This window comes from Bartonella sp. OC68QHHN (assembly GCF_042193875.1).
Lineage (GTDB): Bacteria > Pseudomonadota > Alphaproteobacteria > Rhizobiales > Rhizobiaceae > Bartonella > Bartonella grahamii_A.
In genome coordinates this window covers 1-25,313 of the sequence record NZ_JBHIME010000051.1, presented here as the reverse complement: position 1 = coordinate 25,313, position 25,313 = coordinate 1, and the positions used below count along the sequence as shown (strand labels likewise).

Below are 25,313 nucleotides of genomic sequence, written 5' to 3'. Positions count from 1 at the left end.
CAACCAATGAAAAATAAAAAAATGCTATAAAATAACTGTCATAAAAGGAAGAACTATACAAAACGTGAAAAAGCAATTAAAAAAACGGGCACAGAAGGCCCGTTTTTTTATTATCTCTATGGAAAAGAGCTTAGAAATCCATTCCGCCCATTCCACCCATTCCGCCACCAGGCATTGGAGGCATTGGTGTATCTTTCTTTGGAACTTCAGCAACCATTGCTTCTGTTGTAATCAGAAGGCTAGCAATTGAAGCCGCATTCTGGAGAGCAGAACGCACAACTTTCACTGGATCAACAATTCCCAAAGAAATCAAATCACCGAACTCACCGGTTGCGGTATTGTAACCATAAGTGTCAGCATTATTTTCCAGCACTTTGCCCACAATAATCGCGGCTTCTTCACCGGCATTGGTTGCGATTTGACGTGCTGGCGCTTGAAGAGCACGGCGAACGATATGAATACCAGCTTCTTGGTCAGGATTACTTCCCTTAACGGTCAACGCATTTGCTGCACGCAACAATGCGGTACCACCACCAGCAACAATACCTTCCTCAACAGCAGCACGTGTTGCATTCAAAGCATCATCAACACGGTCTTTCTTTTCTTTCACTTCAACTTCTGTTGCACCACCCACACGGATAACAGCAACACCACCAGCGAGTTTAGCAAGTCTTTCTTGCAGTTTCTCACGGTCATAGTCAGAAGTTGTTTCTTCAATCTGAGCCTTGATTTGATTGACGCGAGCAGTAATTTCAGACTTTTGTCCAGCACCATCAATAATGGTGGTGTTTTCTTTAGAAATATTCACTTTCTTTGCACGTCCAAGCATATCCAAAGTGACATTTTCAAGTTTAATACCCACATCTTCAGAAATAACCTGTCCGGATGTCAAGATTGCGATATCTTCAAGCATTGCTTTACGACGATCACCAAATCCAGGTGCTTTTACAGCAGCAATTTTCAAACCACCACGCAATTTGTTGACCACGAGCGTTGCCAAAGCTTCACCTTCTACATCTTCAGCGATAATGAGAAGTGGCTTTCCAGATTGCACAACAGCTTCAAGCACAGGAAGTAAGGATTGCAAATTAGACAGCTTCTTTTCGTGAATGAGAATGTAAGGATCATCAAGATCAGCGACCATTTTCTCAGCATTTGTGACAAAATAAGGGGAAAGGTAGCCACGGTCAAATTGCATTCCTTCAACGACTTCTAATTCCGTTTCAGCAGTTTTAGCTTCTTCCACGGTAATGACGCCTTCATTGCCCACTTTTTCCATAGCATCAGCGATCATTTTACCGATTTCAGCAGCGCCATTAGCGGAAATTGTTCCTACTTGTGCAATTTCTGCTGAAGTTTGGATTTTTTTTGCTTTTTTGAAGAGGTTTGCCACCACTTCATCCACAGCAGCATCAATCCCGCGTTTAAGATCCATTGGGTTCATACCCGCAGCAACAGCTTTAACACCTTCTTGCACAATAGCTTGTCCTAGGACAGTAGCTGTTGTTGTTCCATCACCAGCGATATCATTGGTTTTAGAAGCAACTTCGCGCAACATTTGTGCACCCATATTTTCGAACTTATCTTCCAGTTCGATTTCCTTTGCAACGGATACACCATCTTTTGTGATGCGAGGCGCACCAAATGATTTATCAATCACCACATTGCGACCTTTAGGGCCGAGTGTCACCTTAACAGCATTAGCAAGGATGTCGACACCGCGCAACAAACGCTCACGCGCTTCACGGCCAAATTTGACTTCTTTAGCAGCCATTTAATTTCTCCTTGGAGTTTTCTCAAAATAGTACACAATGAAAAATTAAGCGCTTCAATTAGCCCATAATTCCCATAATATCAGATTCTTTCATGATTAAGAGGTCTTCCCCATTAATCTTGACTTCAGTTCCAGACCATTTTCCAAAGAGGATACGGTCTCCTGTTTTGACTTCTAAAGGCACACGCTTTCCGTTATCATCGAGAGCGCCATTGCCAACAGCAATCACTTCGCCTTCTTGAGGTTTTTCTTTTGCTGTATCAGGGATGATAATCCCACCAGCCGTTTTATTTTCAGATTCAACCCGACGGACAACGACACGGTCGTGAAGTGGGCGGAATTGTATATTAGCCATGTTTTAAATCCTTAAAACTGAACATAATTGGATTAATCTTAAAGTTCTTGCTAGCACTCTCAAATTACGAGTGCTAGTATGAGCTAGATATAAAATCGGCATCTCTCAATGTCAAGAATAGCCATAAAATAATTTTTCTAAATAATAATTTTTCTAAATAAAGCTTCAAAGTCTTGCCTCTCATTGCACTTTCGCGTTATTTAGCTTTTTTAAGAACCCGTGAACAAAAAAGGATCTTATCATGGTTGAAACACGTCAGGAAACGGATAGCTTTGGAACGATTTCGGTACGTCAAGATCGTTATTGGGGCGCACAAACTGAACGTTCTCTGCATAATTTTAATATTGGCAGTGAAAAGCAGCCTCTTGCCATCATCTATGCCTTAGTCCTTATCAAAAAAGCTGCAGCTGTTGTAAATATGGACAAAGGAAAGCTACAAGAACATATTGGAAAGGCAATTATTGCCGCCGCCGATGAGGTGCTTGCCGGCGATTTTGATACGCATTTTCCACTCTCCGTCTGGCAAACAGGTTCTGGCACACAAAGCAATATGAATGTCAATGAAGTCATTGCTAATCGTGCTAGTAAGATTTTGGGAGGAAAACTTGGAAGCAAAAAACCAGTTCATCCCAATGACCATGTCAATATGAGTCAATCATCGAACGATTCCTTTCCTACAGCGCTTCACATTGCCACCACGTTGCAAACACGCCAACACTTACTGCCAATCCTTGAAGCTCTTATTGCTACATTAAAACAAAAAGAGCAAGAATTTGCAGACATCATTAAAATCGGCCGCACCCATACCCAAGATGCAACGCCTTTAACCTTAGGGCAGGAATTTTCAGGCTATCGTGCCGCATTAGAAGCCAATCTTCAGCGCATTGAAAATGCTCTTGCTGATGTCCAAATGCTTGCTCAAGGTGGCACGGCTGTTGGCACAGGACTCAATGCGCCAAAAGGTTTTGACATTGCTTTTGCGCAAACAGTAAGCTCTCTCACAGGAATAACGTTCCAAACTGCCAGCAATAAATTTGAAGCACTCGCCCATCATGGAGCCCTTGCGCATTTCCACGGAAGCTTGAATGCCTTAGCTGCTGATCTGTTTAAAATTGCCAATGACATTCGGTTTTTAGGCTCAGGACCACGTTCAGGTTTAGGGGAACTCAGTCTTCCTGAAAATGAACCCGGATCTTCTATTATGCCTGGCAAAGTCAACCCCACGCAATGTGAAGCCTTAACCATGGTCGCATGCCAAGTTTTTGGCAATCACACCAGTGTAACCTTTGCCGCAAGCCAAGGACATTTTGAACTCAACGTTTATAAACCTGTTATTGGCTATAACGTTTTACAATCAATTACCCTTCTTGGTGATTGCATGCGCTCTTTTGATATGCATTGCATTCAAGGATTAAGGGCCAATCGCGTTCATATTCACTCGCTCATGGAGCGCTCACTCATGTTAGTCACAGCTCTTGCACCAGAAATTGGCTACGAAAAAGCTGCTGAAATTGCTAAAGCAGCGCATAAAAATGATACAACTTTGCGCACTGAAGCATTAAAAGCAGGCGTTTCTGTAGAAGATTATGACCGATTAGTTGATCCCAAAAAGATGATTTCTCCCCAATAAACAACCCACTAAAAAATGCAAACGTCTTAAAACAAATCTTTCTGTCAAAAGATCGGGGTGTAAACGCCCCGATGATGGCCAATAACGATTACCCACAGCGTTCATTTTAGGCTCTGGTCATATTTGTGCTCTTGTCTCAATGAGATAATGTGTTTATTTATAAGGCTAATCTAGCGTTATTCATATTGAATGAGAATCCTGAATACCGTAAGATTTTTTCCTTTTAAATCTGTCCCATTTTGAATCAATCAAGGTCACTTACTTGCACATCACAAGCGAGGTGAATGTGTGGCGGGATGAATGTGTGGATAGAAATTGTATAAGATAAGGACTAAAAATGGCTCTTATCAACCGTCTTAATGCAAGGTCTGTCTCAACACCCACGAGCTGGCAAATATAATGATGGTGCCGGCTTGCTCCTTTATGAAGCGTAAAGATGGGAGTGCTCAATAGAGAAACAGCGGTTGGAACAGAACTCAATGCACCGAAAGGTTTTGGCTTTTGCTGAAACAATCAGCTCTCTGACGGGGATATCCTTGACAGCTCGCAAGAAATTTGAGGCATTTGCCCAACATAGCGCCCTCACCCATTTCCACAAAAACCTGAGTATACGCGCTAATCACTTTAAAATTGCCAACGACATTCATTTTTTAGGCTCTCATCCACATTCCGGCTTAGACGAACGGATAAGGAGAGTTTATCATTTTACATAGTGCATGAGAAACCTCATAAAACATTAGATTCGCGCACTTTGCTCCTTCTTATTCTTCCTATTCCATTCAATCAATCAATCAAAACTATTCGCTTGGATTGTCATAAGCAAAAGTGGCATATAGATAAAAAAGAAATAAAGTCGCTCATCCTCTCAAGTGCTCAAAAGGCTATCGCAATATAAAGCTACGCACTATCAGAAACGAGCAAAGAATATGATGGTGCCAATATGCATTGTTTACTACCAATTGAATATTAAGCACAACGATATCAATCATAATGGATAATGCTTTAAGCAAATCAAAAGCTTGTTTACTATACTATATTTTTTTCTAAAACACAGAGAACACTGAAGGAGTATATTAAAAATCCTGAAAAATTAATACCTACGCGGGATAATAGCACGAAAACAAGTTTTAAAAACGCTTAAATATGAGTAATTATAGATCTTTTTTTGAGTATTTTTTTTCATAATGATATTAACTATAGATTTTTTTAACCAATTTATATACAATACGCTTTGTATCCGAAATAAATTGGGGACGCTTTTTATGAAAACATTTTTTATGAAAACAAAATATTTAATTCCACTATCTATTTTCCCTTTCATTACCGCTTCAACAGCGCAAGCAGCAGATACAGTAATCTTTGAGCAATCAAAACCGAAGGTTTCATTGAAAAATGATTCATCGTCACGTACCTCACCGGTTACTGCTTCTGCACCTTTTTCTTGGTCTGGTTTTTATTTTGGAGGACAAATTGGATATTTTTCTAGTAAAAATACTCTAAATTACGCACAAGAAGCCAAGGACGGAAAATGGGCTTGGGTTGATAGAAATTTATCACCGAAACCATCAGGGGTGAGAGCAGGTTTTTATGCAGGTTCTAATATTGATCTGGGAGATAACCTTGCTTTCGGTTTTGATACGGACATAGTCTGGTCTGGGAGGAAAAGCACCCAAACAGACAATGGAAAGCAAATTCTAGATAAATTAGACTCTATTAACATTGCCTTTAAAGAAGCAGGGATTCCTATCATAAAACCTGTAGCTCGGGATGAAACGATACCCAACCATAGTGACATTGTTATCAGCAGTGTAACATTGAAAGAAAAGTGGACTGGTGCTGCGCGCGCGCGTATTGGTTTTGCTTCCCATCGTCTTATGCCTTATATTGCAGGGGGTATAGCCTATACACAGATGCAATATATCATGTCACTTTTATCAAAATCGCAAGAAGATTCGAAAGTTTTTGCTTCTGGCAATGTGTTAGATAAGACAAAAACAATGTTTGGTTACACTGTTGGTGGAGGTTTTGATCTTGCAATGACAGATGATATCATCATGCGTACAGAATATCGTTATTCAGATTTTTTTAAAAAGAAATTTGCAAAGGATAACCTTAAAATCTCCTCTCAAACGCATGATGTTCGCTTTGGTATCGCCTATAAATTCTAAGTTTTATAGAAAAATCGAGCTATTAAAAAACCCTGTTAAAAACGGGGTTTTTTTATGCCCCTTTCCCCCCTAAAAAGACCTAGATTCTAAAAACCAGTACTGAACTGTAAACAAATAGTCCCGAAACAATCCAGCCTCTCATTCTTTTAAAGCAAGCCCCTATCCTCTCACCCTTTCATGTGATGCATTTTAGAATATAAAAGCTTTACCATCATACCACTAAGCGCCATCGTAAAATAAAGGAGAGCAGTTATTAAGAGATATTTCTTTAAAATAAATATAGATATTGTATATCAATTGCAGTTTTATAGGATGATGTTGACTTACCTCTCCACTCTTGAAGGCTAAAGATTCTAAAAACCCCTTTCTAAAGACCATGTCCGTTTGTAAAAACACAACGACTCTTGGGCGGTCTCCTCTGGACGCCTCCTCATGGAATGCCCTTAAACCTAAATCAAGACAAACACACTTAGGAATATCCAACACATATTGAAAAAAAAATACTGTAACGTTTCAAGGAAGTTTACAAACCCTATATTACCACACTTCAAATGACAGTGTTTTACAGCTATTGTATACCAGAGTGGAGAGAGGATATTGCGGTTCTCTGTTTATGTAATTTCTGTAACGGGGAGACAGCTTCATGTGAGAAGAACATGAAGTTGTCAAGGCAAAAACCAATTTCCAACCTTACCATTTCCTTTTACTTCGGCTTTACAACTTTCAAAAGCCTCTAAAGCACTATCTTTTAAGCCTCTAAAGCTCTGTCTTTTAAAGAGTGGAGATTACGCATTGCCTCATACTTTCGTTTCTCACGTATTTTTTGGGATCACGCCCTTCATGTCATACGACAGCGCTCCAAACCAAACACACTCAAATCCCAAATACACTCAAATCCAAGACACTTGGGTTGCCAATTCACATGCGTGTTTTAAAGAAACATCTTCCAAAACCCTCAAGCCCATTTTGCGACAGCGCCCACAAGAATATAAAATCTATAGAGCACCATCTTTACACTTCATAAAAGTGCAAGTTGGCACCATCCATCATACACTTTACCCCCAATGATGTCCTTGAAACGGTTCATAAGAGGCTTTTTTATTCATTTTTTGTAAAATTTCATTCCACGCGAGCTTATCCAGCTTGTACCGTACAAGAGACATGATTTTGGTTAATTTACTATAAACAGACTTGAAATGAGAAAATCTTCTGGTATTCGAGGTTTTTCATTCAACATGCAAAACATTAAGCACTGTTTATAAATCAATGTTTTATAAATCGCACATGTTTTATAAATCAACGTAATGGACCATAACAGAATAAAGGAAGATATTTATGAAATGGTGCGGGTGGTCGGACTCGAACCGACACTCCTCTCGGAACCAGATTTTGAGTCTGGCGCGTCTACCAGTTCCACCACACCCGCACATTGCTATAAAAGACAGACTTGTCGATTATTCCTTTGCACTATATGAAGAAGAACAGATTCGTCAACAGCAGAGTTCTCATTTTTTAAGAATTCATATCATTTTCTTATCTGTTTTATGGAATATTTTCTTTATTGGATTTTTCTACGGGATTTATAGCAATCTCATTTGTAAAGTCTTTACCTCTTAAATTTATAGAAAGCCTCATGATATTAAACAAATTAAAGCTTTGGACGATTTCTTTAGCAAATCGGCGTACAGCACCACACTGGCTTGGTTTCATTGCCTTTATAGAAAGTTCTGTTTTTCCAATTCCCATAGATGTTTTATATATTCCGATGCTGCTTATCCATCAAAAGCGGGCTTATCGCTATGCTTTGATGGCGACTATCTGTTCTGTTTTGGGAGGCATTGCCGGTTGGTTTATCGGACATTTTGCCTATGATATCCTTGCCAAACCCATTTTAGAACTTTACGGTAAGGTTGAAAGTTTTGAATCTCTGAAAAATAGTGCAACCCTGCAATTTCTAATCATTTTACTGATAACATCAGGTTTTTTTCATCTTCCTCCCATCAAGATTGTCACAATTTTGGCCGGTGTAATGAGTGTACGTCTTGACCTTTTCATTCTTATTTGTATTTTTTCTAGAGGCGCTCGTTTTTATCTTCTCGCGTGGCTGATTAAACATTTTGGGCAAAAAGCAATGAATTTTCTAGTACAGCATTTCAAATGGATTATTCTTATTGGTTGTGTTAGTCTCCTTTTAATTTATGGAGTTTTCATAGCTTTTTTAGACAAGAAGCTTTTATAAGGAACAGACTTAATGGCATGCGTTTTGTCTTCTCACCCACTTTTACATAAGCACCTTCACCTTGAACCCAGCAGAAAAGAACAAAGTTTATGGGCTTTTTTTCTCGCTTTTTGCTTATCCGCTACAATAAGTCTAGCCCTTGGGTTTGAATATTTTGGAGGGTATCTTCCTTGCGATTTATGTCTCATAGAGCGTTTTCCCTATTATGGTGCCATACCATTTTTGCTCTTAGCAGGTTTTGGGGCATGGTTTTTTCGCATGTCTGCTTGGATACAACTTTTATTTTTGTATGTTTTTGTCTTAATGTGTATAAGCCTTGTTTTAGCTATTTATCATGTGGGTGTTGAATATGGCTTTTGGGCAGCTCCACTCAGTTGTGGTTTAAGCACAGTGAGAAAAACCTCAGACATTAACCAGCTGCTTAACCAATTAAACAACATTCATCCCCCTTCTTGTTCTGAAACATCCACACGCTTTCTTTTTCTCTCATTTGCCGGTTGGAATGTCGTTGCTAGCCTATTTTTCACCCTTATAAGCCTCTATATTACTTCAAAAGGCATTCTTTCAATTCATAAAAAGCCATAACTTAAAAACACCTATACTCTTTCAAAAAAAGACATACCTCTTCTTCTTGTGCCTCAGCGTAAATACTAAAACAAAATTCTCCCTCCCCAAGCCATAAAGCTATGCTACAAGGGGAGTGTTTCAACAGTGCCTACACTTTAAGAAGCTATAAAAAAGAACCCCTTTGGAAACAAAGCAGTGCACATTTACATCCATGGGTTCTCATCTTTTAAAACGCCTCCCTAAACAATCAACGTCCCAAAACAATGAAAGAAAATTCTCCTTTTCTCCTATTTCTTCTCAACAGTCCAAAACCCGTGACTTTATCAATTCAGCATTTTACTACTTGGAACAATACACGTGTTCTAAGAGCTCTCATCTTTCTCCCCTCATTTAAAGTATAAATTGCTCTCCCCTCACCTATCACCTTAAAACACACAAATTATATGCCTCCCCAGAATTATCCCATATGATAACAACCAAGATCCCAAAATCTTCTTAACCAATTATCAAATTGACTTCCTCCTCGCCCTTTTAAAAACGGAGATTCTTAACCAATGTCGATCTATCAAGAGTTTGAATTTTAGTGGCTTTCCTCCACTGGGGTAGAGTCACTGATACATAATTCACTTAAATCTAAGGCTCAACAAACTTAAGAACATTCACCACACACTGAAAAAAACACTTAAGCGTTTCAAAAAAGCTTTGTTTTATATTACCATACCTCAAATGATAGTATTTTACGAGATAACAAAGAAAATTCTGTAATAAACCAGAAATCAACACCCAACCAATTTCTATCTCTTCACCAATAACAATCGTTTATTGCCCTAACCGCATTATTTCACCGATCACACGACCTAACATAGCTTTTGCAGATAGACTTTTTTTCCTCCTTTCCGAGAAACGATCTATGTTAAGCTATTTTGGGATTTACTGCTGAATTGCTTATGCTTGCGCTTTGAATACCTGTTTTCTCACCATATAAAAGGTAGATAAAAAAATAATTCCGTTTATCAGCTTTATTTTAAAACACACCTATTTTTTACAGGATGTGTTCTCCCTTCTATCAGCCCTATTGCGTTCAATACACTTGTCATTTCTAAACATGAACAACCAAGCATCACAATGGAGCAATAGACATCCATCACTTTCATTGGCACTTGCATTGACAAGAGATAAACAAGAGTATTGATCATCACACACGGAGCAAAAATCTATAGCGACTACGCCATAGACTTTCGCCACACACCGGTTATTCTTAGAGCATATTTATGATAAGATAATCATTTATGACATCCTTTTTGTTGCGTCACAGAACGGGTTTTGCTAACTGGTTTCACTATTGTGCAAATTTCTTAAGAAAAACTCTCACCCGCTCATAGATGGCAAGATTTCTTTACGCAAGAAATGCACGACGCTCAACTTCGACTATTTGAATAACAGTGATCATTTCAAATTTTAGCCAACGCGATAATAAACCTACTCTAAACGATTTATGTACCACCTCATCCGCAACACATTGCCAAATATCCGTACATTTCCTCGAAAAATTTTCACACTTTTACGCATAGTAAAAAAAAAGATTAACTTTAATCATATCGCACTCCTTAAATTTATGACGGATTGCAAAATGACAAAAAAAATCAAACAAAAATAGAGAGGTAAGTTACGAAAACTATAGGAGAGATTTCACTCTTATTTTACTCTTTCTCATCTTCAATTATAACGATAAAAACATTTGAAAAATGGAAATATTGTTTTATTATTTAAAAACAATATACTAAGCTATAGGGGAAGATATCTTAAACCTCCCCCAGAGGGGGCTTTCTGAAACAGAAAGAAAATTAAAACAAACAGAATTATCACTCTTTTTAATCTCTTTTTCTTTTAATCAAAGAGAGCTGGCTGTTGTTTTTGGCGCCCCTCCGGTAGGTTCCCAATTAGCAACACTTGCGAGCTGTTCAATCACATCTTTTTTGAGCTTATTGCTCTTTTCATTTAATAAATTATATTGAGAAGCATTTTTTTGTAGCCATTTTATAAGCGTCTGTTTAACACTTTTATTTGGTTCAGCCTCTCTCACCGCTTCCCATGCCGCAACAATAGCAGCAAGCTTTGGAGCATAAGGTGGATGCGTTGGATCTTGAAACGCATAGTTTTGATCCTTAGTCTCAGCAGAATCATCCTCAGGGAAAAAAAATGAAAATCGTTTATTACGCCATAAAAGCCATTTTTTCAAATCTTCAACGAGAACATATGAGGAATCTGCATCTATAAAATCCAAAAAATTATAGTACGACCATTCTATCTCTAATCGATTGCTTTTTCCCGCTTGAACGATAGCATGATAGGCTGCACGGAAATTAGCAGTATTTTCTAATGATAAAAGAACACAATCTTCGTAAATATCACTTTTTTCTGGTTCTAATTTGTTGACAAACCAATACTTTCCTGGATTCAATCCGGCTATTAACAATGCGGACTGTGATATTGTGAGTTTTTCAGAAAGTTGCCATAATTTCAAACCATCACTATTTTCCATATATGCTCCCTTTTTATCTGCACAATTTAGCTCTTTTTTTTACATCAAAACTACTTTTTTTGAAAGATAGAGATTATTATACCCTTTCACGCTATAACTTATCCCATTCTTCAAAATGAGCCATCTTCCTCATGATATGAAAATAAATGATTTTGATATGAGATCGTTATTAAAAAAGAGAATCATACTGAATTTGGGGCTTTCATGCAAGATATCAGGCAAGTTACAAGGCGATTAATGCCCCTTCATAAAGGGTAAATTTTTATGCGTAATCTCAAACAATTTGATATAATAATCTCTCTCTCTCATTTATGCACTCCCACCCTTAAACCTGCCCCTGCAATTACAACACAAAAAGATAATTCGTTACATGCTAACAAATCCACCTAAATACAAAAGCTGTAACAACGCTAAATGCGCGTAAATATCATAAGAATACTGGCGCTGCCCCCTCCACAAGCGGAATGCGTGGTGTAAAACTGTACAATAAAATGCCATGCCTATAATGAACCGTCCTAAAGACTGTCGCAACACTGGGAGCTTAAGGTGTATGATGATGCCGGCTTGCACTTTTATGAAGCGTAAAGATTAAGAAGACTCAATAGAGTTTATATTATTTCATGGAAATTTTGCCGCTCTACCCTTCTATACTCTTCACGACCCCCCTCGCGAAATGGGCTTTTATCCCTTGATAAAAATTCTCCTTCAAAGAATCATTTCAAATTCCAAGAGCTGTTACAGTATTTTGAAAGCGTAAAATGAATGATGGTGCTAGCTTATTCCTTTCCCTACATTCTCGAGCTTCAATACATTGAAATACTCCATTGAAACATCCCTGTAACAAAATAAAGCACATTATCTCTTAAATTTTTTCACGCAATCATTTTTTTCATGTGACCATTCTTCTTGATAAATCTCCTTTGCTTTCTTGACTTCCCAGCATTCTTTTTTCTCAGTGCAACCTTTTTGCAATTTTTCAGTTTTTAACTTTTAGATTGACTTTCGATTTATTTTTCTTATGTTTTAGAATTATTCTAAAGTGCAAAGGAACAGAAAATGCTGAAATTGTTTTTTTCATTTGTACAACGTAAAGCTCTGTCCTTTCGTTCAGCACAAAACGTGATGCTTAAAGCGCTCAAAGTAAAAGAGCAACATGCGGCGCTCTATTTAAAATATGCAAAAGCTCTAGAGCCTTATTCCTCTAAGGAGGCTGCGGTTTTTACCGCCATGGGGCTTCAAGAGCTTAAAAATTATAAGCAACTTTTGTGCCTTTCTTGCCATAATCGTGCAAACACTATCGGTTCATTATGTGACAGAACTTCTCTTGTGAAAGGCAAGAGCCGCCATCCCTCCCAAAAAACAACAGCAACAAATCACACCATAAAAAAAACTTCGAAAGCGCAAAGACAAACACTTTTGACTTGGATTCAACCAGGTCTTGCAGGGTTAATGGATGGCTCTGTCTCCACCCTTGCCCCCATTTTTGCGGCAGCTTTTGCCACGGGAGACACGCATCAAACTTTTTTGATAGGGCTCTCAGCTTCAATTGGTGCGGGACTTTCGATGGGTTTCACAGAAGCAGCCCACGATGACGGCAAATTATCAGGGCGTGGTTCGCCATTAAAAAGAGGTCTTGCCAGCGGCATTATGACAACATTGGGAGGATTAGGCCATACTCTTCCCTATTTGATCAACTCTTTTTATGTAGCGACAATTATTGCCTTTATCATTGTTTTTTTCGAACTCGGCGCCATCGTCTGGATCCAAAACAAATTCATGTCAACTCCCTTTTGGCGTGCCTCTTTACAGGTCATCATTGGTGGTGCTCTGGTTTTTGCCACAGGTATTCTTATCGGTAGTATCTAAAAAATCTTATCTGTAACCATAATTTAGATCTCAAATAAGCGCATGTCCCTAAGTATAAGCCATCATTGATGATGCTATTGATAGTGTTAGATGGAGTTTTGGAATACTCTAGATCATGAAGCTCTGGGGACAACCTGGATCAACAAACCTTTATCGACTTGGTTTTATGGATATCTTTTGTTAAAGTATCATTTTCTTCTAGACCTCATATTTTGGAAATGCCTTGATCATGTCGCACACTGAAACCAACGCTCCTCTAAACAACCATCCTGTCTCTTCTCAATCTTCACATGCCCAGACTTTATTTGTTCAGCGTCTTGCACACGGACAAGGTTTAGAACTTCCTCACTACGCAACGGCTGGTTCTGCTGGTCTTGATCTACGTGCAGCAATTGGAGAAGAAGAAACGCTTATTCTTGCCCCTGGGCAGCGGGCACTTATTCCAACAGGTCTCATTTTTCATTTATCTCTTGGGTTTGAAGCACAAATACGTCCACGCTCTGGCTTAGCCTTAAAACACGGCATCACATGCCTCAACACTCCAGGAACGATTGATAGTGACTACCGTGGTGAAGTCAAAGTCCTTCTTATCAATTTGGGCCAAGAAGACTTTTCTATCCAACGGGGAATGCGCATTGCCCAAACGGTCATCGCCCCTGTATCTCAAGTTAATGTTTGCGCCATTGAACCAGAGCAAAATACCCAAAGCCATAACGAAAGCCGTGGAACAGGAGGTTTTGGTTCAACAGGGCACACTTAAGAAGCTCTGAAAAAATCGCTACTCTCAAAATATAACACACGCTGATTCTAACCACTCTTTCACTTAAAACCCCTTGGGCTTTTAAAGTGCCGAAGGAGTGTGCATTTACCACTCTCAAAGTTCTTTCACTAAACGCCCGCCCCTCTAAACAATCATCTCTCAATTACGTTTCTTGCGCTATAAAAAACTTCGTTATCACCCACCGGATACCCCTCTCCCATAATAAAAACATTGGCATTAACCATTAAGAGTTCACACACCGTTTGTAATGACTACAATCTATATATCATATTGATTTATAATAATAATTAATTGTCTTGCAACTTAAATGAAAAATCTCAAGACTGTAAAATTCTTTCATTGCAAATCTATTTATATTAAATCAATCAAAAGCATGTCTCTCACGTTCCAAACATGACTAGCATATAGATAAAAACTGGAAAAATGCCTATAATGAATACTTGTACTAAGCACTGTCGCAACATTGGGAAAAAATATAAATACTATAATAGTGTTCGCTTGCTCTTTTGTTAAGTATAAAGATGGTGATGTTCGATAGATTTTTTATTATTTTACAGGAGGTTTACCGTTATACTATTGATAAACACTGTCGCAAAAAGTGCTTTAAGATGTATTAAGACATACAACAATTGCCCCTGCTATTTCTCTAGATCGCATCTCTTGAGGCAAGATTAGTAGAGCTTAATCCTACAAAACAGATTCAATATATGAACCCCATGCGTATTGGGTTTAATAAATCCACGACAGAACCCTCATCAATTTCACTCTACGACTTTGAGTAATACGCTTTGCTTCCTGCAACAAAGGCTGTTTTTTATCACTGGTCAGAGGCAGCTCCTGAAATATTAGCGTTTACCGCAGTGCCCGTTGTTACGGCATCCACATGCCCCACAACATTACCACCCGCTCCATCGACAGCAGCGTCCGCTACCCCTGTTATTTTATTATTGATCACACCTCTTGAAGTAAGATTGGTAGAGTTTTGCAATCCCACAAGACCGATTTTATTATATCCAGCCATGCGTATTTGATTTAATAAATCGATGACAGTACCATAATCAATTTCACTATCCGCTTTGATTAAAATTTTTGTCTCTAAATTTTGCGTAGTTTCCTTCAACAAAGCTTCTCTCAAAGCTGCTTGTTCTACAAGATGATTACCAATGTAAAGAGAACGATCTTTTTGCAAAGTAACATAAAGAGGTTCATCAGACTGAACCACTGCAAGTGCTTGAGTTATAGAAGGAAGCTGAACGGAAATAACAGATGTCGCCAAAGGTGCTGAAACCATAAAAACAATAAGCAATACCAATACAACATCAATAAAAGGGGTCACATTGATTTCGCTTTGCAACCCACTCTCGTCTGTATCCCAATCATTATTGAGGCTTGCTTTCATTTTTTATGACTTTTCTGTTGTCTTTGTTTATCAAGTTCACGGCTCAAGAGCCTTTCAAGAGCAGCAGCGATATCGCCTAAATCATTACGATAACCATTCAAAGCACGCATAAGGCTATTATACATAACAACGGCAGGAATAGCTACAAAAAGCCCAATAGCCGTTGCGAATAAGGCTTCAGCAATTCCAGGAGCAACCACATCAAGTCGCGTTGTTTGAGACTGAGCAATCCCAATAAAAGAATTCATAATTCCCCAAACAGTTGCAAAAAGACCAACAAAAGGAGCAATTGCACCAATGGTTGCAAGAACAGCGCTTCCACATGCAACACGGCGTGTAGCAGCCAGCAAGCAGCGTGACAAAAGTGAATGAACTCTTTCTTTTAAACCTTCATGAACATCGCGAGCCTTAACATCGCGAACATCGCGGGAAACATCTTCATATTGATTGCTCTTCTCATAAAAGAGAATGTCTTCAAGCGTTTGTGCCCTTTTTCTTGGACTGGTTCTTTCACCAGAGCTTTCGTTTATCCCTTCAGGAGCAGAAAAATGAACCTGTTGTGTAGAAAGATACACCTCCTTAAGGACTTCTTTGAGAAAAAACTCACCAGCCCCTTTACTTTCTTTCAAGCTAGCTGCCAAACGCGTAAGAGTCTGAGCATTAAGAACTAATTGAAGTTCATGACGTACTCTTCGTTTTGCCAAAGTGATCTCAATAATTTTCACAAAAGCAATTGTCCAAGACATCAGAGAAGCAAGTAACAAAATAATGATAACAGCTTTCACTACCCAATCAGCAGCCATAAACATAGAAAAAGGAGAAAAATCATGCGCTGTCAATACAGCAGACATATTATCTAAAGGTATTGTTTCAGATTCCATTTCTATCTCACATTCTTCTGGTTTTATCTTTTTTATGAGCTGGATCGTCACCCCGCATAGCATCACTGTTCCACAATGCTACTACCCTTTTAACGTCATTTTCGCATTCCTCTTAAGAAAGAAAACTTGATAAATAAAGTGTAGTTTTATTCCACAAGCTCCCTCTTATTCTAAAGAAATCACTCAAGAAATTTTTCTCTAACAATTCAGAAAGTTTATCTTACCCAATCAATTTATTACATAAATTAGGCAAAATGATAGACTCATAAGAAATATCGCATATAATATTTTAATTTATAAGAATAATTTATCATCGTTCCTGTTAAATGAATCCCTCATATCGCAAAGCTTCTCTCATTTCAGCGGCTCTTTTAAATCCAACAAAATATTTGCTTGCATGGAATAAGCAGTAAAAATGTCATAAAACTCTTGAAGAAAAGGATACACACATCTCTAACAACCAGTGCACTGAAGTCCCTTTTATCCCAAAATAAAAATATAGCTTTTTTAAAAAAGAACTATCGCAATATCTTAAACTGACCAACAGTATAATGGGAGTGCTCGTTTAGTCGCCAAATACATAGAGAGCAAAGAACAGCGATATTATTTTCTTTTCTTCAAAAGCATAAAAATGACATTACTTCTGCTGCAAAATCATAACAACCATGTTTTTTATCTGTCACAAGCCTAAAAAATAAGCCTCAACACGCTTTAAAAAAAACTTTTATGAGAAAAACTGCGCCACGAGAAACTGAATAATGGTGCTAAATTCCTGTAAAGCATAAGACAATTTTCAACAGATGTGATCCTTAACGGACAGAGTATATCGTATAGGAAAGATCTATTTTATCAAAAACAGTTGTAAATTCAACAAAATGAAAGGAACCAAAAAAAGCTTTTGGCGTTACTCAAGCAGTGAAAATTTTCACTCCAATGCAAATGATCACTATGAACACACCAATACAAATATAATAAATCAAGAGATGGAGAGAATATCATGTCCCAGAATAAAACAACACAGCACGATAAAACAGCCGTAGAAAAAGACCAACAAAAAGACCTACAAGGGCAATTAGAAAAGTTACGCAATGAAATTTCAGGGATTACCTCAACCCTGACAGATCTTGGTGGAAATAAATTTAACGCCGCCAAAGACAAAGCCGAAAAACTATACCACTCAGCGAAAGAAAGTGGTGAAGACATGATGTCTCAAGCAAAAGACAAAATCAGTGATTTTGAACAAACCATGAATCAATGCGTTCGCAAAAATCCTGGCAAAAGCGTTTTGTTTGCCGCAGGGGTTGGTTTTATTCTTTCTCAATTACTGCGTCGTTAAGCAATGCATAAGTTTATCGCTCCTCTTTTAAACCATCTTGTCGGTGGAGGGCTTAAAAGCACTGTCAAGCAAGTACGCCTTCAAGCAATTTGCTGTGGGTTTATTGGCATTTCATTCTTCATGTCTTTGCTTTTTTTATGTATCATCATTTTTATTGCGTTATGTTCTGTTATGAAGCCTCTTGCCGCCGCTAGTATCATGTTTTTAATTTGTCTTTCTCTTGCAGGATTAGGTCTTATTATCAGTCGGGTTCTCAAGGCTTATCAACGCTATGACCAACAAAAAAAGACAGAAGAACAACGCCACAAACTAATGACAGATGCGACCGTTTCCAGCCTTGCCGCTCTCAGTCAACATCTCCCTTTTGCCAAATTGAGTGTTCCCATTCTCGGACTTGCAACTTATTTTCTGTGGAAAAAAGATAAAAAAGACCGCTTTTCAGAGTAAAATATGTAAAGCTGTCACTCTAATCCCCCCCAATGTGCTTTCTTTTATAGCAAAAGAAAGCACATTTTTTCTCATAGTCTCTTTAGCTTCTTCAGCGGCATGAGAAGAAATCCCCTTCATTTTCGCTAAAAACTCCATGGATCCGATTAAATCTCTTTCAGATCGCAATCCATGTTTCATGAACATAGCAACATGAGGCAATGCTTCAGTTAAAAGTTCTGGTTTGATTTGAAGCAATGTTGTTTTTTGAAGGAAATGATGTGCCGTTTCTGCCTTTCTCTATTTTTTCATAAGCCTTTTTTACATGACCGAAGATCATGTTAGTATTTTGAGTGTATTCAAATTCTTCTGAACACTCATTTTTGTTACAATTACTGCTTTTTTTAGGGGTTGTATTATGTATGTGCATAATATTTTTGTAAAAATAAACGATTTAAAAGCCAATTTATAAGCCTAATAGCTTTTTTCAACTTAACAGTAAACGCTTTAAACGCAGAACCAAGAACAGCCTTAATTTTATTCATACGACCTAAAAACCGTGAAGCAATCGGTATAAATTTTATGTCTTCAATACGAAGCCATAATTGACGATAAACGCCACAAAATTTTCTAACAACCATATCATGATGATTTTTTTCTTCTTTAATCGTAAAAATCGAATGTTGAAGTTCTGATAACGTGCAATTAGAATACTAAGTTCAATCCCACAAACCGTTATTACATCACTAACATAGTTAAAAACATACCTTTTGTAATTGCCAAAATCCCGCATTACAATAAGACCTTTATCAAAAGATAATCTGATAATTTTCTCAAAAAATTCAAGATTCCTCAAGTGCAGTACCCATACGTACATCATGATGGATAATAACATCCATCAACTCTGCCACGACAGTGTCCAATACTTCTCGTGCATCGCCTTCAGCCATCAGGCGGATAACCGGCTCAGTTCCAGAAGCACGGATCACCAGCCGTGCTTCTTTTCCCAATTGTTGCGTTGCTTTATCGATTGCCGCTTTGACTGGATTTTTTTTCAGTACATTTTTATTTTTAATCGTTACATTTTTTAAAATTTGCGGTACAGGTTCAAACCGCTTACACAATTGGCTCATAGGGCTTTGACTTTCCTTCATACAGGCTAAAATCTGCAATGCAGCCACCAACCCATCACCCGTTGTACCAAAATCACTCAACACAATATGCCCAGAAGCTTCACCACCAACATTATATCCCTTTTGGCGCATGGCATCGACAACATAACGATCTCCAACATTTGTCCTTACAAGGTGCAACCCTTTACTGTTCAAAAAACGCTCCAGTCCAAGATTTGACATAATCGTTGTGACAACACCATTGCACCGTAATTGTCCCATTTTATGCCAATTTTCAGCAATTACAGCAATCAACTGATCTCCATCAACCGTTTGTGCTTTTTCATCAACAATGAGAACACGATCTCCATCTCCATCAAGAGCAATCCCCACATCAGCACGCACTTCATGCACTTTTCGTTTTAAAGAGCTTAAATCGGTTGATCCACATTTTTGATTAATATTGGTACCATTGGGCTCATCATGAATAGCAAAAACCTCAGCCCCCAACTCCCATAAAGCACGGGGAGCAGCTTTATAAGCAGCCCCATTGGCACAATCCACAACGATACGCAAAGCATCTAAGCGAACATCACGCGGCAAAGTTCGTTTAGCATATTCAATATAACGATAAATATCCCCCTCAACCCGTTTTGCATAACCAATTTCGGCAGAACTTGCTAAAGACTTTGAAAGATCTGTATCGATCAATTTTTCAATTTTCGCCTCCATATCATCTGAAAGTTTAAAACCATCAGGACCAAAAAGTTTAATTCCATTATCATAGAACGGATTATGAGAAGCAGAAATCATCACCCCAAGATCCGCTCTTAAAGAGCGACAAAGCATTGCAACAGCAGGTGTTGGCACTGGCCCCAATAAAAAAGCTTCCATCCCCGCAGCAGTCAATCCTGAAACCAAAGCGTTTTCCAACATATAGCCAGATAATCGTGTATCCTTGCCAATCACCACACGATGTGATTGATGTTGTGAGCGGAATAAAACCCCTACAGCCATTCCCACCTTCATGGCAAAATCGGGTGTCATAGGAAATGAATTGGCTTTCCCCCGAATTCCATCTGTACCAAAATATTTTTGCACCATGCCTCTTTCCTTTAATATATAATCGTTCCCTTGGCTTTTCTTAAAACCCTAACATCCCCCTTGGTACAATAGTCCCCCTCCCCATATAAAATCAGATTATTGATCTAAACCTTCATGCATTTAGATAATCAAAAACCCTATTCACCAACTACACATCTAAACCACTCTCAAGCAATTATGTTTACACCCTCACACATAAAAGCAATATTATCTCCTCAAAAGGCTTGACACATCCCTTGAACACAACCAAAGGATAATCTTACACACTTGCCAAATCCATAAAGAAACCCAGCACCAAACCTCAAACCTTACAAAATCCACAAGGAAATCTATCACCAACCTCACACCTTGCTAAATCCGTAAAGAAAAATACCACCTCGCCTTGTAGCCTGCTAAAGCCGTCATAATACAACGACTTTGCTTAATTTTTTGCTTCCATATTTTTGCAAATATTACATTAAAGGCGCAAGCTTTGCTTGCGCCTTTCTCAAAGAATCTAGAAGTTTTCCTAAAACATCGTTACTCAAGCGTTATTAAACAGTTCTTATTTTTCTTTATCATCTCCCGCAGTATTGGACTTCTTTTCAGCATTCCTTTTAGAGCGGTTGACTGATTTTGTGGTACCTTTTGTGCTTTGCGCTTTTTTTTCAGTCCCATCCGACTGCCCTTCTTTAGACTGAACCTCCTTAGGCTCAACATTACCGGATTTTGCTGTTTTTTTCCCAACAACTGCCTCTGCTTTGTCTGCCTCTAGTTTATTGGTCTCTGCTTTATGAAGCGCTATTTTAGCGTTTTTTTCATCTGCCACTGGTGTCTCTGTCTTCATTTTTCCAGTTTTGGGAACAGAAGACCCCCGTGGCGCAGCACTCTCATCTTTCTGCGTGCGTGAAGGAGGCTTTCCTGCAATAACTTCGTTAATTTCAGCTCCCGTTAAAGTCTCATATTCCAACAAGCCTTGTGCTAAAGCAAACCATTCTTTTCTTTTTGTTTTCAAAATTTCTGTTGCATTTTTATAGGCATCATCAATAAGCTTACGCACTTCCATATCAATCATGCGCGCTGTTTCTTCAGAAACATTTTGTGTTCGCGCAACAGAATGACCCAAAAAGACTTCATCTTGGTTATCGCCATAAGCTACATTTCCAAGCAGATCAGAAAATCCCCACCGTGTGATCATTGCGCGTGCTAATTTAGTTGCTTGCTCAATATCAGAAGAAGCACCGGATGTGATATTTTCCTTTCCAAACTTTAATTCTTCAGCCACACGTCCACCCATCATAATAGCCAAACGAGAAATCATCCACCGATAACTCATGGAATAGCGATCGCCTTCAGGCAATTGCATCACCATTCCCAATGCTCTTCCCCTTGGAACGATTGTTGCTTTGTGGACAGGATCAGCAACCGGCACATTAAGAGCCACAATAGCATGTCCTGCTTCGTGATAAGCAGTGAGTTCTTTTTCCTCTTGTGTCATAGCAGTTGAACGACGTTCAGCCCCCATCATCACCTTATCTTTGGCATCTTCGAATTCTTGCATCGTGACAACTCTCTTATTACGGCTCGCAGCCATAAGAGCAGCCTCATTTACCAGATTCATCAGGTCCGCACCGGAAAATCCTGGTGTCCCCCTTGCTAAAATTTTTAAGTCAACGTTAGGCGCTAAAGGCACATTGCGCACATGCACTTTCAAAATTTGTTCACGCCCAGAAACATCAGGGTTTGGCACAACAACTTGTCGGTCGAAACGCCCTGGTCTTAACAAAGCGGGATCAAGCACATCGGGACGGTTTGTTGCGGCAATAAGAATAATACTTTCATTGGGTTCAAACCCATCCATTTCAACAAGCAGCTGATTTAAGGTCTGTTCACGTTCATCGTTTCCACCACCAAGTCCAGCCCCCCGATGGCGTCCAACAGCATCGATTTCATCGATAAAGATAATACAAGGTGCATTTTTTTTAGCCTGTTCGAACATATCGCGCACACGGCTCGCCCCAACACCAACAAACATTTCAACAAAATCAGACCCTGAAATGGTAAAGAATGGCACATTGGCTTCACCTGCCACAGAACGTGCTAGCAAAGTTTTACCGGTTCCTGGAGGACCAACAAGCAAAACACCGCGTGGAATACGCCCCCCTAAGCGTTGAAATTTTTGTGGTTCACGTAAAAATTCAACAATCTCTTGAAGATCTTGCTTTGCTTCTTCAACGCCAGCGACATCTTTAAAGGTAACACGTCCTTGCGCTTCATTAAGCAATTTTGCTTTTGATTTCCCAAATCCCATTGCACCGCGTGATCCATTCTGCATTTGCCGCATAAAAAAGACCCACGCCCCCACGATAATAATAACAGGCAATAAAGAAAAAAGGAGATTGAGGAAAATGCTATTTCCAGAGCTTTCAGGAACAGCTTTAACATTGACGTTTTTGCTTTCCAATTTTTGTATCAAACCTGGATCACGAGGAGCATAGGTTGAAATGGTTCTATGTTCAATGGTTTGTCCTGTTAATTTTTGACCTTGAATGGTCACAGATTTCAACTCATTATTCTCAACTTTTTGCAAAAATTCAGAATAGGAGACCTCTCCACCACCAGAACGCTGACTATCTCCATTAAAGAGAGAAAACGACACAATCAAAATCAAGGCAATAACTCCCCAAATAAGGAGAGAGCGGTAATTGGAATTCATATTCAGCCCACTTAATCAAATATAGATTTCAAACAGTTCCCCCTAACATATAACCTTGTCAGCCCCTTGCCAAGGGATGAGAAGCTGTTTATTTTCTTTTAGAGTAATTTTCCTTTATCTTTTCACCTCAATATTAAAAAAAGGTTCCACAACATTTACCAAGGCAGCATCTTCTCGTGAGGAAAGCCAATCGAAAGGTGCCATAATCCGCTTGATTATAACATGTTTATGAGCAACTGCTTGAGAAATCAACTCTGGAATATCATACCCTTTGTGATTTGAAATCATCAGCAGCGATTGTAAAGAGGGAAAATGAGGCTTTTCAAGCTCAAAATCGCTATTTTTCAATAAAAATTTCAGCTGTTCTAAATTTGCGGCTCCAATCTTTATAGCCTCAGATCCATGATTTGTGATCCGATAGCGCCCATCCCATATAAAAGTTTTATCTGGCTCAACGATAGCCTCTTTCATATTGCGCCCTTCACGCCACAAAGAAATTCCGTACTTGTTATATTCAATAACAGAGCCCGCATAAGTAAAACGCTTCTTTTCTGGAGAATCGAAACAGAGTTTTTGAACAAGCATGCTTAATTTTTGATTGGGAAGCAAATAAAATCCCCCTCCCATCAGCACCGCAAAAAGCCCCACCACGAAAGGAAAACCGGAATGTCTCTGTAAAAATAGCGCAGGCTTTGCTATAAAACAACGCCCATGTTGAACAGTAATATCCAGCGCTAAAATCAAATCAGCAATATTTTTCGCTTGTTGACGACGCTGCAATGCAGCTTCATTTATTTTTTGAGCAATATAAGCCAATTTTTGCGCAGAAAGAGATTGACGCACGCGCACACGTTCAAAACTGCGATCTTCATTGGTTGGATCATCAATCCATGTTTGTCCTTGTAAACGTAAATAATCCCGTAATGTTTGGCGTTTTACACCAAGGAGCGGACGAATCAAACGCACTTTTCTATGTAACAACGCCTCACGCGGAATACAGGACAAACCACGCTCATATAGGGGACCATAGTTTTTTTCGGCAATATTTTTTCTCGTTTCTCTGGCATGATCCTCATCATGTATATCCTCGGCTTCACCGCGCAAAGCACCGGCAAAACCACTGGCATAAACCTCATCACGCATGGCACCAGCTTCACCGTGCAACGCACCTCTATTCTTTTGGAGACGTTGATACCGCATTTGATAGGTTTCAACCTGATCATTGAGTGTATGGCCCGTCATAATAACTGATGCGCCTTGTTTTTGTGCTTCTTTAACCAAGAGATCATAGCGTGCAACACGAGCACTGGAAGCAATGTGCGTCTTTGGTTTTTCGCCTTCCCACCGCACAGTGATATGGCTAATGTGATGGACTCGACAAATTTTTGCAACAGTTTCTACTTCACGCGTTGATTCTTTACGCAATTGATGATCAACTGTGACAACAATTATTTCTGGAGAAACTGAGAGAGTTTCCAAATGCTCTTTGACCAAAAACATCAAAGCCAGAGAATCACTTCCCCCTGAGACGGCAAGAATCAACTTCTGACACTGAATAAAATCCGATGTTTTAAAGAGATTTCTTGCCAGTCTAACGCACACCGAAAACGACCTCGCTATTTATTTTGCAGGTTTACAAAAAATAGACTCTAATGTTTTTTGATGTTTTGACTTTTTCACAAAATGAGCACAACTGTCTTTATTTGGCTCAAGAGCGACCATACTTCTTGCTAATTTCAGCAAAATATCGGAGGTATAAAGCTTCTTTTTATCTGCATACCATGCGGTAAGATAAACTTGTGCTGCTTCATGATAGCGTTCTTGTCCCAACAAAGATTCAGCCAACCAAAATAAAGCATCATCACTCAAAGAATCTTTTTTGTAACGATTTTGAAAAGCGCAAAAGCTTTGTTCAGCATCAACATAGTTGGCAGAGCGAATAAAATCATACCCTTCCTTATATAAAGCTTTAGAAGAAGAAAGATTGTCACTCTGATGTGCTTCAATTGGAGCACTTACTTCATGCGCTTTGTTAAAATGTTGACTTTTTTCATAATCATGGCTCTCCACCGTAGCTTCCACAGCAGCAACCTTTGCCTGATCACCTGTATTATGCTCCTGCTCCATCTCTTCTTTTACAGTCTGAGATTTTTCATCCACAGCGGACTTTTCAAACGAACAAGAATAAACAGAAGCGGCTTTTTTATCAAAAAGCCTGTGAAACTGCTTGTTAACATTTTCTAGATTGTTATGCTCAAGCACCATTTGTATCTTATGCAAAAGCTTATCTAAATCATAATCTTTAAATAAAACCTGTTGATTCTCTAAAATAATCCCCTGGTGCTCCGCAACACTAATGGCTTTTTCCACCGCTCCAGAAGCTGCTTTATCGGCTGCTTCAGGTGCCTTCTTCACTGCATCGACAGCCTTATCAATAG

The 25,313-nt window shown here is 38.9% G+C and carries 19 protein-coding genes, 1 tRNA gene and 2 pseudogenes; 9 read left to right on the top strand and 13 right to left on the bottom strand.

Features of this window, described 5'->3' with window-relative positions; all coding sequences use genetic code 11:
• Positions 1 to 130: 130 nt before the first annotated feature.
• Positions 131 to 1,774 carry a chaperonin GroEL gene (gene groL, locus ACFIJ0_RS06315; protein ID WP_375623201.1) on the bottom strand — a complete coding sequence of 548 codons (1,644 nt, stop codon included), beginning with the start codon at positions 1,772 to 1,774 and terminating at the stop codon, positions 131 to 133.
• A 58-nt stretch (positions 1,775 to 1,832) separates the two neighbouring features.
• Positions 1,833 to 2,129, bottom strand: coding sequence for a co-chaperone GroES (gene groES / locus ACFIJ0_RS06310; RefSeq protein WP_005774667.1), 297 nt, complete (start codon positions 2,127 to 2,129; stop codon positions 1,833 to 1,835).
• A gap of 241 nt (positions 2,130 to 2,370) precedes the next feature.
• Between groES and fumC the strand changes: the two genes are divergently transcribed.
• The 3 genes and pseudogenes from fumC (at position 2,371) to ACFIJ0_RS06295 (ending at position 5,927) form a co-directional block, all read left to right on the top strand.
• Positions 2,371 to 3,759 (top strand): class II fumarate hydratase, encoded by a 1,389-nt coding sequence (gene fumC / locus ACFIJ0_RS06305; protein WP_375623199.1) that lies wholly within the window; start codon positions 2,371 to 2,373, stop codon positions 3,757 to 3,759.
• Positions 3,760 to 4,216: 457 nt separating this feature from the next.
• Positions 4,217 to 4,442 (top strand): annotated as a pseudogene (locus ACFIJ0_RS06300) (lyase family protein); the annotation flags it as partial.
• A gap of 594 nt (positions 4,443 to 5,036) precedes the next feature.
• On the top strand, positions 5,037 to 5,927 hold the full coding sequence (locus ACFIJ0_RS06295) for an outer membrane protein (protein ID WP_375643972.1): 891 nt from the start codon (positions 5,037 to 5,039) through the stop codon (positions 5,925 to 5,927).
• A gap of 1,341 nt (positions 5,928 to 7,268) precedes the next feature.
• On the opposite strand, the gene ACFIJ0_RS06290 is transcribed toward ACFIJ0_RS06295, so the two are convergent.
• A tRNA-Leu gene (locus ACFIJ0_RS06290) sits at positions 7,269 to 7,353 on the bottom strand.
• Between the two features lie 207 nt (positions 7,354 to 7,560).
• On the opposite strand from ACFIJ0_RS06290, the gene ACFIJ0_RS06285 reads away from it, so the two are divergent.
• Both ACFIJ0_RS06285 and ACFIJ0_RS06280 read left to right on the top strand, forming a co-directional pair.
• Positions 7,561 to 8,166 carry a YqaA family protein gene (locus ACFIJ0_RS06285; protein WP_375623195.1) on the top strand — a complete coding sequence of 202 codons (606 nt, stop codon included), beginning with the start codon at positions 7,561 to 7,563 and terminating at the stop codon, positions 8,164 to 8,166.
• A 12-nt stretch (positions 8,167 to 8,178) separates the two neighbouring features.
• A complete protein-coding gene (locus ACFIJ0_RS06280; RefSeq protein WP_375643958.1) occupies positions 8,179 to 8,751 on the top strand; it encodes a disulfide bond formation protein B in 573 nt (190 codons plus the stop codon).
• A 1,873-nt stretch (positions 8,752 to 10,624) separates the two neighbouring features.
• Here ACFIJ0_RS06280 and ACFIJ0_RS06275 read toward each other — a convergent pair.
• Entirely contained in the window at positions 10,625 to 11,275 is a 651-nt protein-coding gene (locus tag ACFIJ0_RS06275) for a hypothetical protein (protein WP_375623191.1), read from the bottom strand.
• A gap of 1,056 nt (positions 11,276 to 12,331) precedes the next feature.
• On the opposite strand from ACFIJ0_RS06275, the gene ACFIJ0_RS06270 reads away from it, so the two are divergent.
• Together ACFIJ0_RS06270 and dut are read left to right on the top strand one after the other, a co-directional pair.
• Positions 12,332 to 13,141: a VIT1/CCC1 transporter family protein gene (locus tag ACFIJ0_RS06270; protein ID WP_375623189.1), complete on the top strand. Its 810-nt coding sequence runs from the start codon at positions 12,332 to 12,334 to the stop codon at positions 13,139 to 13,141.
• A 229-nt stretch (positions 13,142 to 13,370) separates the two neighbouring features.
• Positions 13,371 to 13,901, top strand: coding sequence for a dUTP diphosphatase (dut, locus tag ACFIJ0_RS06265; protein ID WP_375623187.1), 531 nt, complete (start codon positions 13,371 to 13,373; stop codon positions 13,899 to 13,901).
• Positions 13,902 to 14,739: 838 nt separating this feature from the next.
• On the opposite strand, the gene ACFIJ0_RS06260 is transcribed toward dut, so the two are convergent.
• Complete coding sequence (locus ACFIJ0_RS06260; protein WP_375623240.1) at positions 14,740 to 15,321, bottom strand: biopolymer transporter ExbD; 582 nt, start codon at positions 15,319 to 15,321, stop codon at positions 14,740 to 14,742.
• On the bottom strand, positions 15,318 to 16,202 hold the full coding sequence (locus ACFIJ0_RS06255) for a MotA/TolQ/ExbB proton channel family protein (RefSeq protein ID WP_375623242.1): 885 nt from the start codon (positions 16,200 to 16,202) through the stop codon (positions 15,318 to 15,320). Before ACFIJ0_RS06255 ends, ACFIJ0_RS06260 begins: the two co-directional genes overlap by 4 nt.
• A gap of 997 nt (positions 16,203 to 17,199) precedes the next feature.
• On the opposite strand from ACFIJ0_RS06255, the gene ACFIJ0_RS06250 reads away from it, so the two are divergent.
• Both ACFIJ0_RS06250 and ACFIJ0_RS06245 read left to right on the top strand, forming a co-directional pair.
• Positions 17,200 to 17,538: a YqjD family protein gene (locus tag ACFIJ0_RS06250; protein WP_375623244.1), complete on the top strand. Its 339-nt coding sequence runs from the start codon at positions 17,200 to 17,202 to the stop codon at positions 17,536 to 17,538.
• 3 nt (positions 17,539 to 17,541) lie between these two features.
• Positions 17,542 to 17,985, top strand: coding sequence for a hypothetical protein (locus tag ACFIJ0_RS06245; protein WP_375623245.1), 444 nt, complete (start codon positions 17,542 to 17,544; stop codon positions 17,983 to 17,985).
• Here the strand turns inward: ACFIJ0_RS06245 and ACFIJ0_RS06240 are convergent.
• From ACFIJ0_RS06240 to ACFIJ0_RS06210, 7 genes and pseudogenes are all read right to left on the bottom strand, one after another.
• A complete protein-coding gene (locus ACFIJ0_RS06240; protein WP_375623247.1) occupies positions 17,977 to 18,222 on the bottom strand; it encodes a hypothetical protein in 246 nt (81 codons plus the stop codon). The genes ACFIJ0_RS06245 and ACFIJ0_RS06240 overlap by 9 nt on opposite strands.
• Before the next feature lie 158 nt (positions 18,223 to 18,380).
• Complete coding sequence (locus ACFIJ0_RS06235) at positions 18,381 to 18,605, bottom strand: hypothetical protein (protein WP_375623283.1); 225 nt, start codon at positions 18,603 to 18,605, stop codon at positions 18,381 to 18,383.
• Complete coding sequence (locus ACFIJ0_RS06230; RefSeq protein ID WP_375643956.1) at positions 18,545 to 18,757, bottom strand: hypothetical protein; 213 nt, start codon at positions 18,755 to 18,757, stop codon at positions 18,545 to 18,547. Before ACFIJ0_RS06230 ends, ACFIJ0_RS06235 begins: the two co-directional genes overlap by 61 nt.
• A 49-nt stretch (positions 18,758 to 18,806) precedes the next feature.
• Entirely contained in the window at positions 18,807 to 20,180 is a 1,374-nt protein-coding gene (glmM, locus tag ACFIJ0_RS06225; RefSeq protein WP_375623251.1) for a phosphoglucosamine mutase, read from the bottom strand.
• A 544-nt stretch (positions 20,181 to 20,724) separates the two neighbouring features.
• Positions 20,725 to 22,875: an ATP-dependent zinc metalloprotease FtsH gene (ftsH, locus tag ACFIJ0_RS06220; RefSeq protein WP_375643955.1), complete on the bottom strand. Its 2,151-nt coding sequence runs from the start codon at positions 22,873 to 22,875 to the stop codon at positions 20,725 to 20,727.
• Positions 22,876 to 22,989: 114 nt separating this feature from the next.
• Positions 22,990 to 24,477: a tRNA lysidine(34) synthetase TilS gene (tilS, locus tag ACFIJ0_RS06215; protein WP_375623255.1), complete on the bottom strand. Its 1,488-nt coding sequence runs from the start codon at positions 24,475 to 24,477 to the stop codon at positions 22,990 to 22,992.
• Positions 24,478 to 24,495: 18 nt separating this feature from the next.
• Positions 24,496 to 25,313: pseudogene (locus ACFIJ0_RS06210) on the bottom strand (tol-pal system protein); the annotation flags it as partial.

Excerpts from the sequence above, each read along its gene's own strand:
- groL (WP_375623201.1), bottom strand. The coding sequence starts at position 1,774 with ATGGCTGCTAAAGAAGTCAAATTTGGCCGTGAAGCGCGTGAGCGTTTG.
- groES (WP_005774667.1), bottom strand. The coding sequence starts at position 2,129 with ATGGCTAATATACAATTCCGCCCACTTCACGACCGTGTCGTTGTCCGT.
- fumC (WP_375623199.1), top strand. The coding sequence starts at position 2,371 with ATGGTTGAAACACGTCAGGAAACGGATAGCTTTGGAACGATTTCGGTA.
- ACFIJ0_RS06295 (WP_375643972.1), top strand. The coding sequence starts at position 5,037 with ATGAAAACAAAATATTTAATTCCACTATCTATTTTCCCTTTCATTACC.
- ACFIJ0_RS06285 (WP_375623195.1), top strand. The coding sequence starts at position 7,561 with ATGATATTAAACAAATTAAAGCTTTGGACGATTTCTTTAGCAAATCGG.
- ACFIJ0_RS06280 (WP_375643958.1), top strand. The coding sequence starts at position 8,179 with ATGGCATGCGTTTTGTCTTCTCACCCACTTTTACATAAGCACCTTCAC.
- ACFIJ0_RS06275 (WP_375623191.1), bottom strand. The coding sequence starts at position 11,275 with ATGGAAAATAGTGATGGTTTGAAATTATGGCAACTTTCTGAAAAACTC.
- ACFIJ0_RS06270 (WP_375623189.1), top strand. The coding sequence starts at position 12,332 with ATGCTGAAATTGTTTTTTTCATTTGTACAACGTAAAGCTCTGTCCTTT.
- dut (WP_375623187.1), top strand. The coding sequence starts at position 13,371 with ATGTCGCACACTGAAACCAACGCTCCTCTAAACAACCATCCTGTCTCT.
- ACFIJ0_RS06260 (WP_375623240.1), bottom strand. The coding sequence starts at position 15,321 with ATGAAAGCAAGCCTCAATAATGATTGGGATACAGACGAGAGTGGGTTG.
- ACFIJ0_RS06255 (WP_375623242.1), bottom strand. The coding sequence starts at position 16,202 with ATGGAATCTGAAACAATACCTTTAGATAATATGTCTGCTGTATTGACA.
- ACFIJ0_RS06250 (WP_375623244.1), top strand. The coding sequence starts at position 17,200 with ATGTCCCAGAATAAAACAACACAGCACGATAAAACAGCCGTAGAAAAA.
- ACFIJ0_RS06245 (WP_375623245.1), top strand. The coding sequence starts at position 17,542 with ATGCATAAGTTTATCGCTCCTCTTTTAAACCATCTTGTCGGTGGAGGG.
- ACFIJ0_RS06235 (WP_375623283.1), bottom strand. The coding sequence starts at position 18,605 with ATGGTTGTTAGAAAATTTTGTGGCGTTTATCGTCAATTATGGCTTCGT.
- ACFIJ0_RS06230 (WP_375643956.1), bottom strand. The coding sequence starts at position 18,757 with ATGCGGGATTTTGGCAATTACAAAAGGTATGTTTTTAACTATGTTAGT.
- glmM (WP_375623251.1), bottom strand. The coding sequence starts at position 20,180 with ATGGTGCAAAAATATTTTGGTACAGATGGAATTCGGGGGAAAGCCAAT.
- ftsH (WP_375643955.1), bottom strand. The coding sequence starts at position 22,875 with ATGAATTCCAATTACCGCTCTCTCCTTATTTGGGGAGTTATTGCCTTG.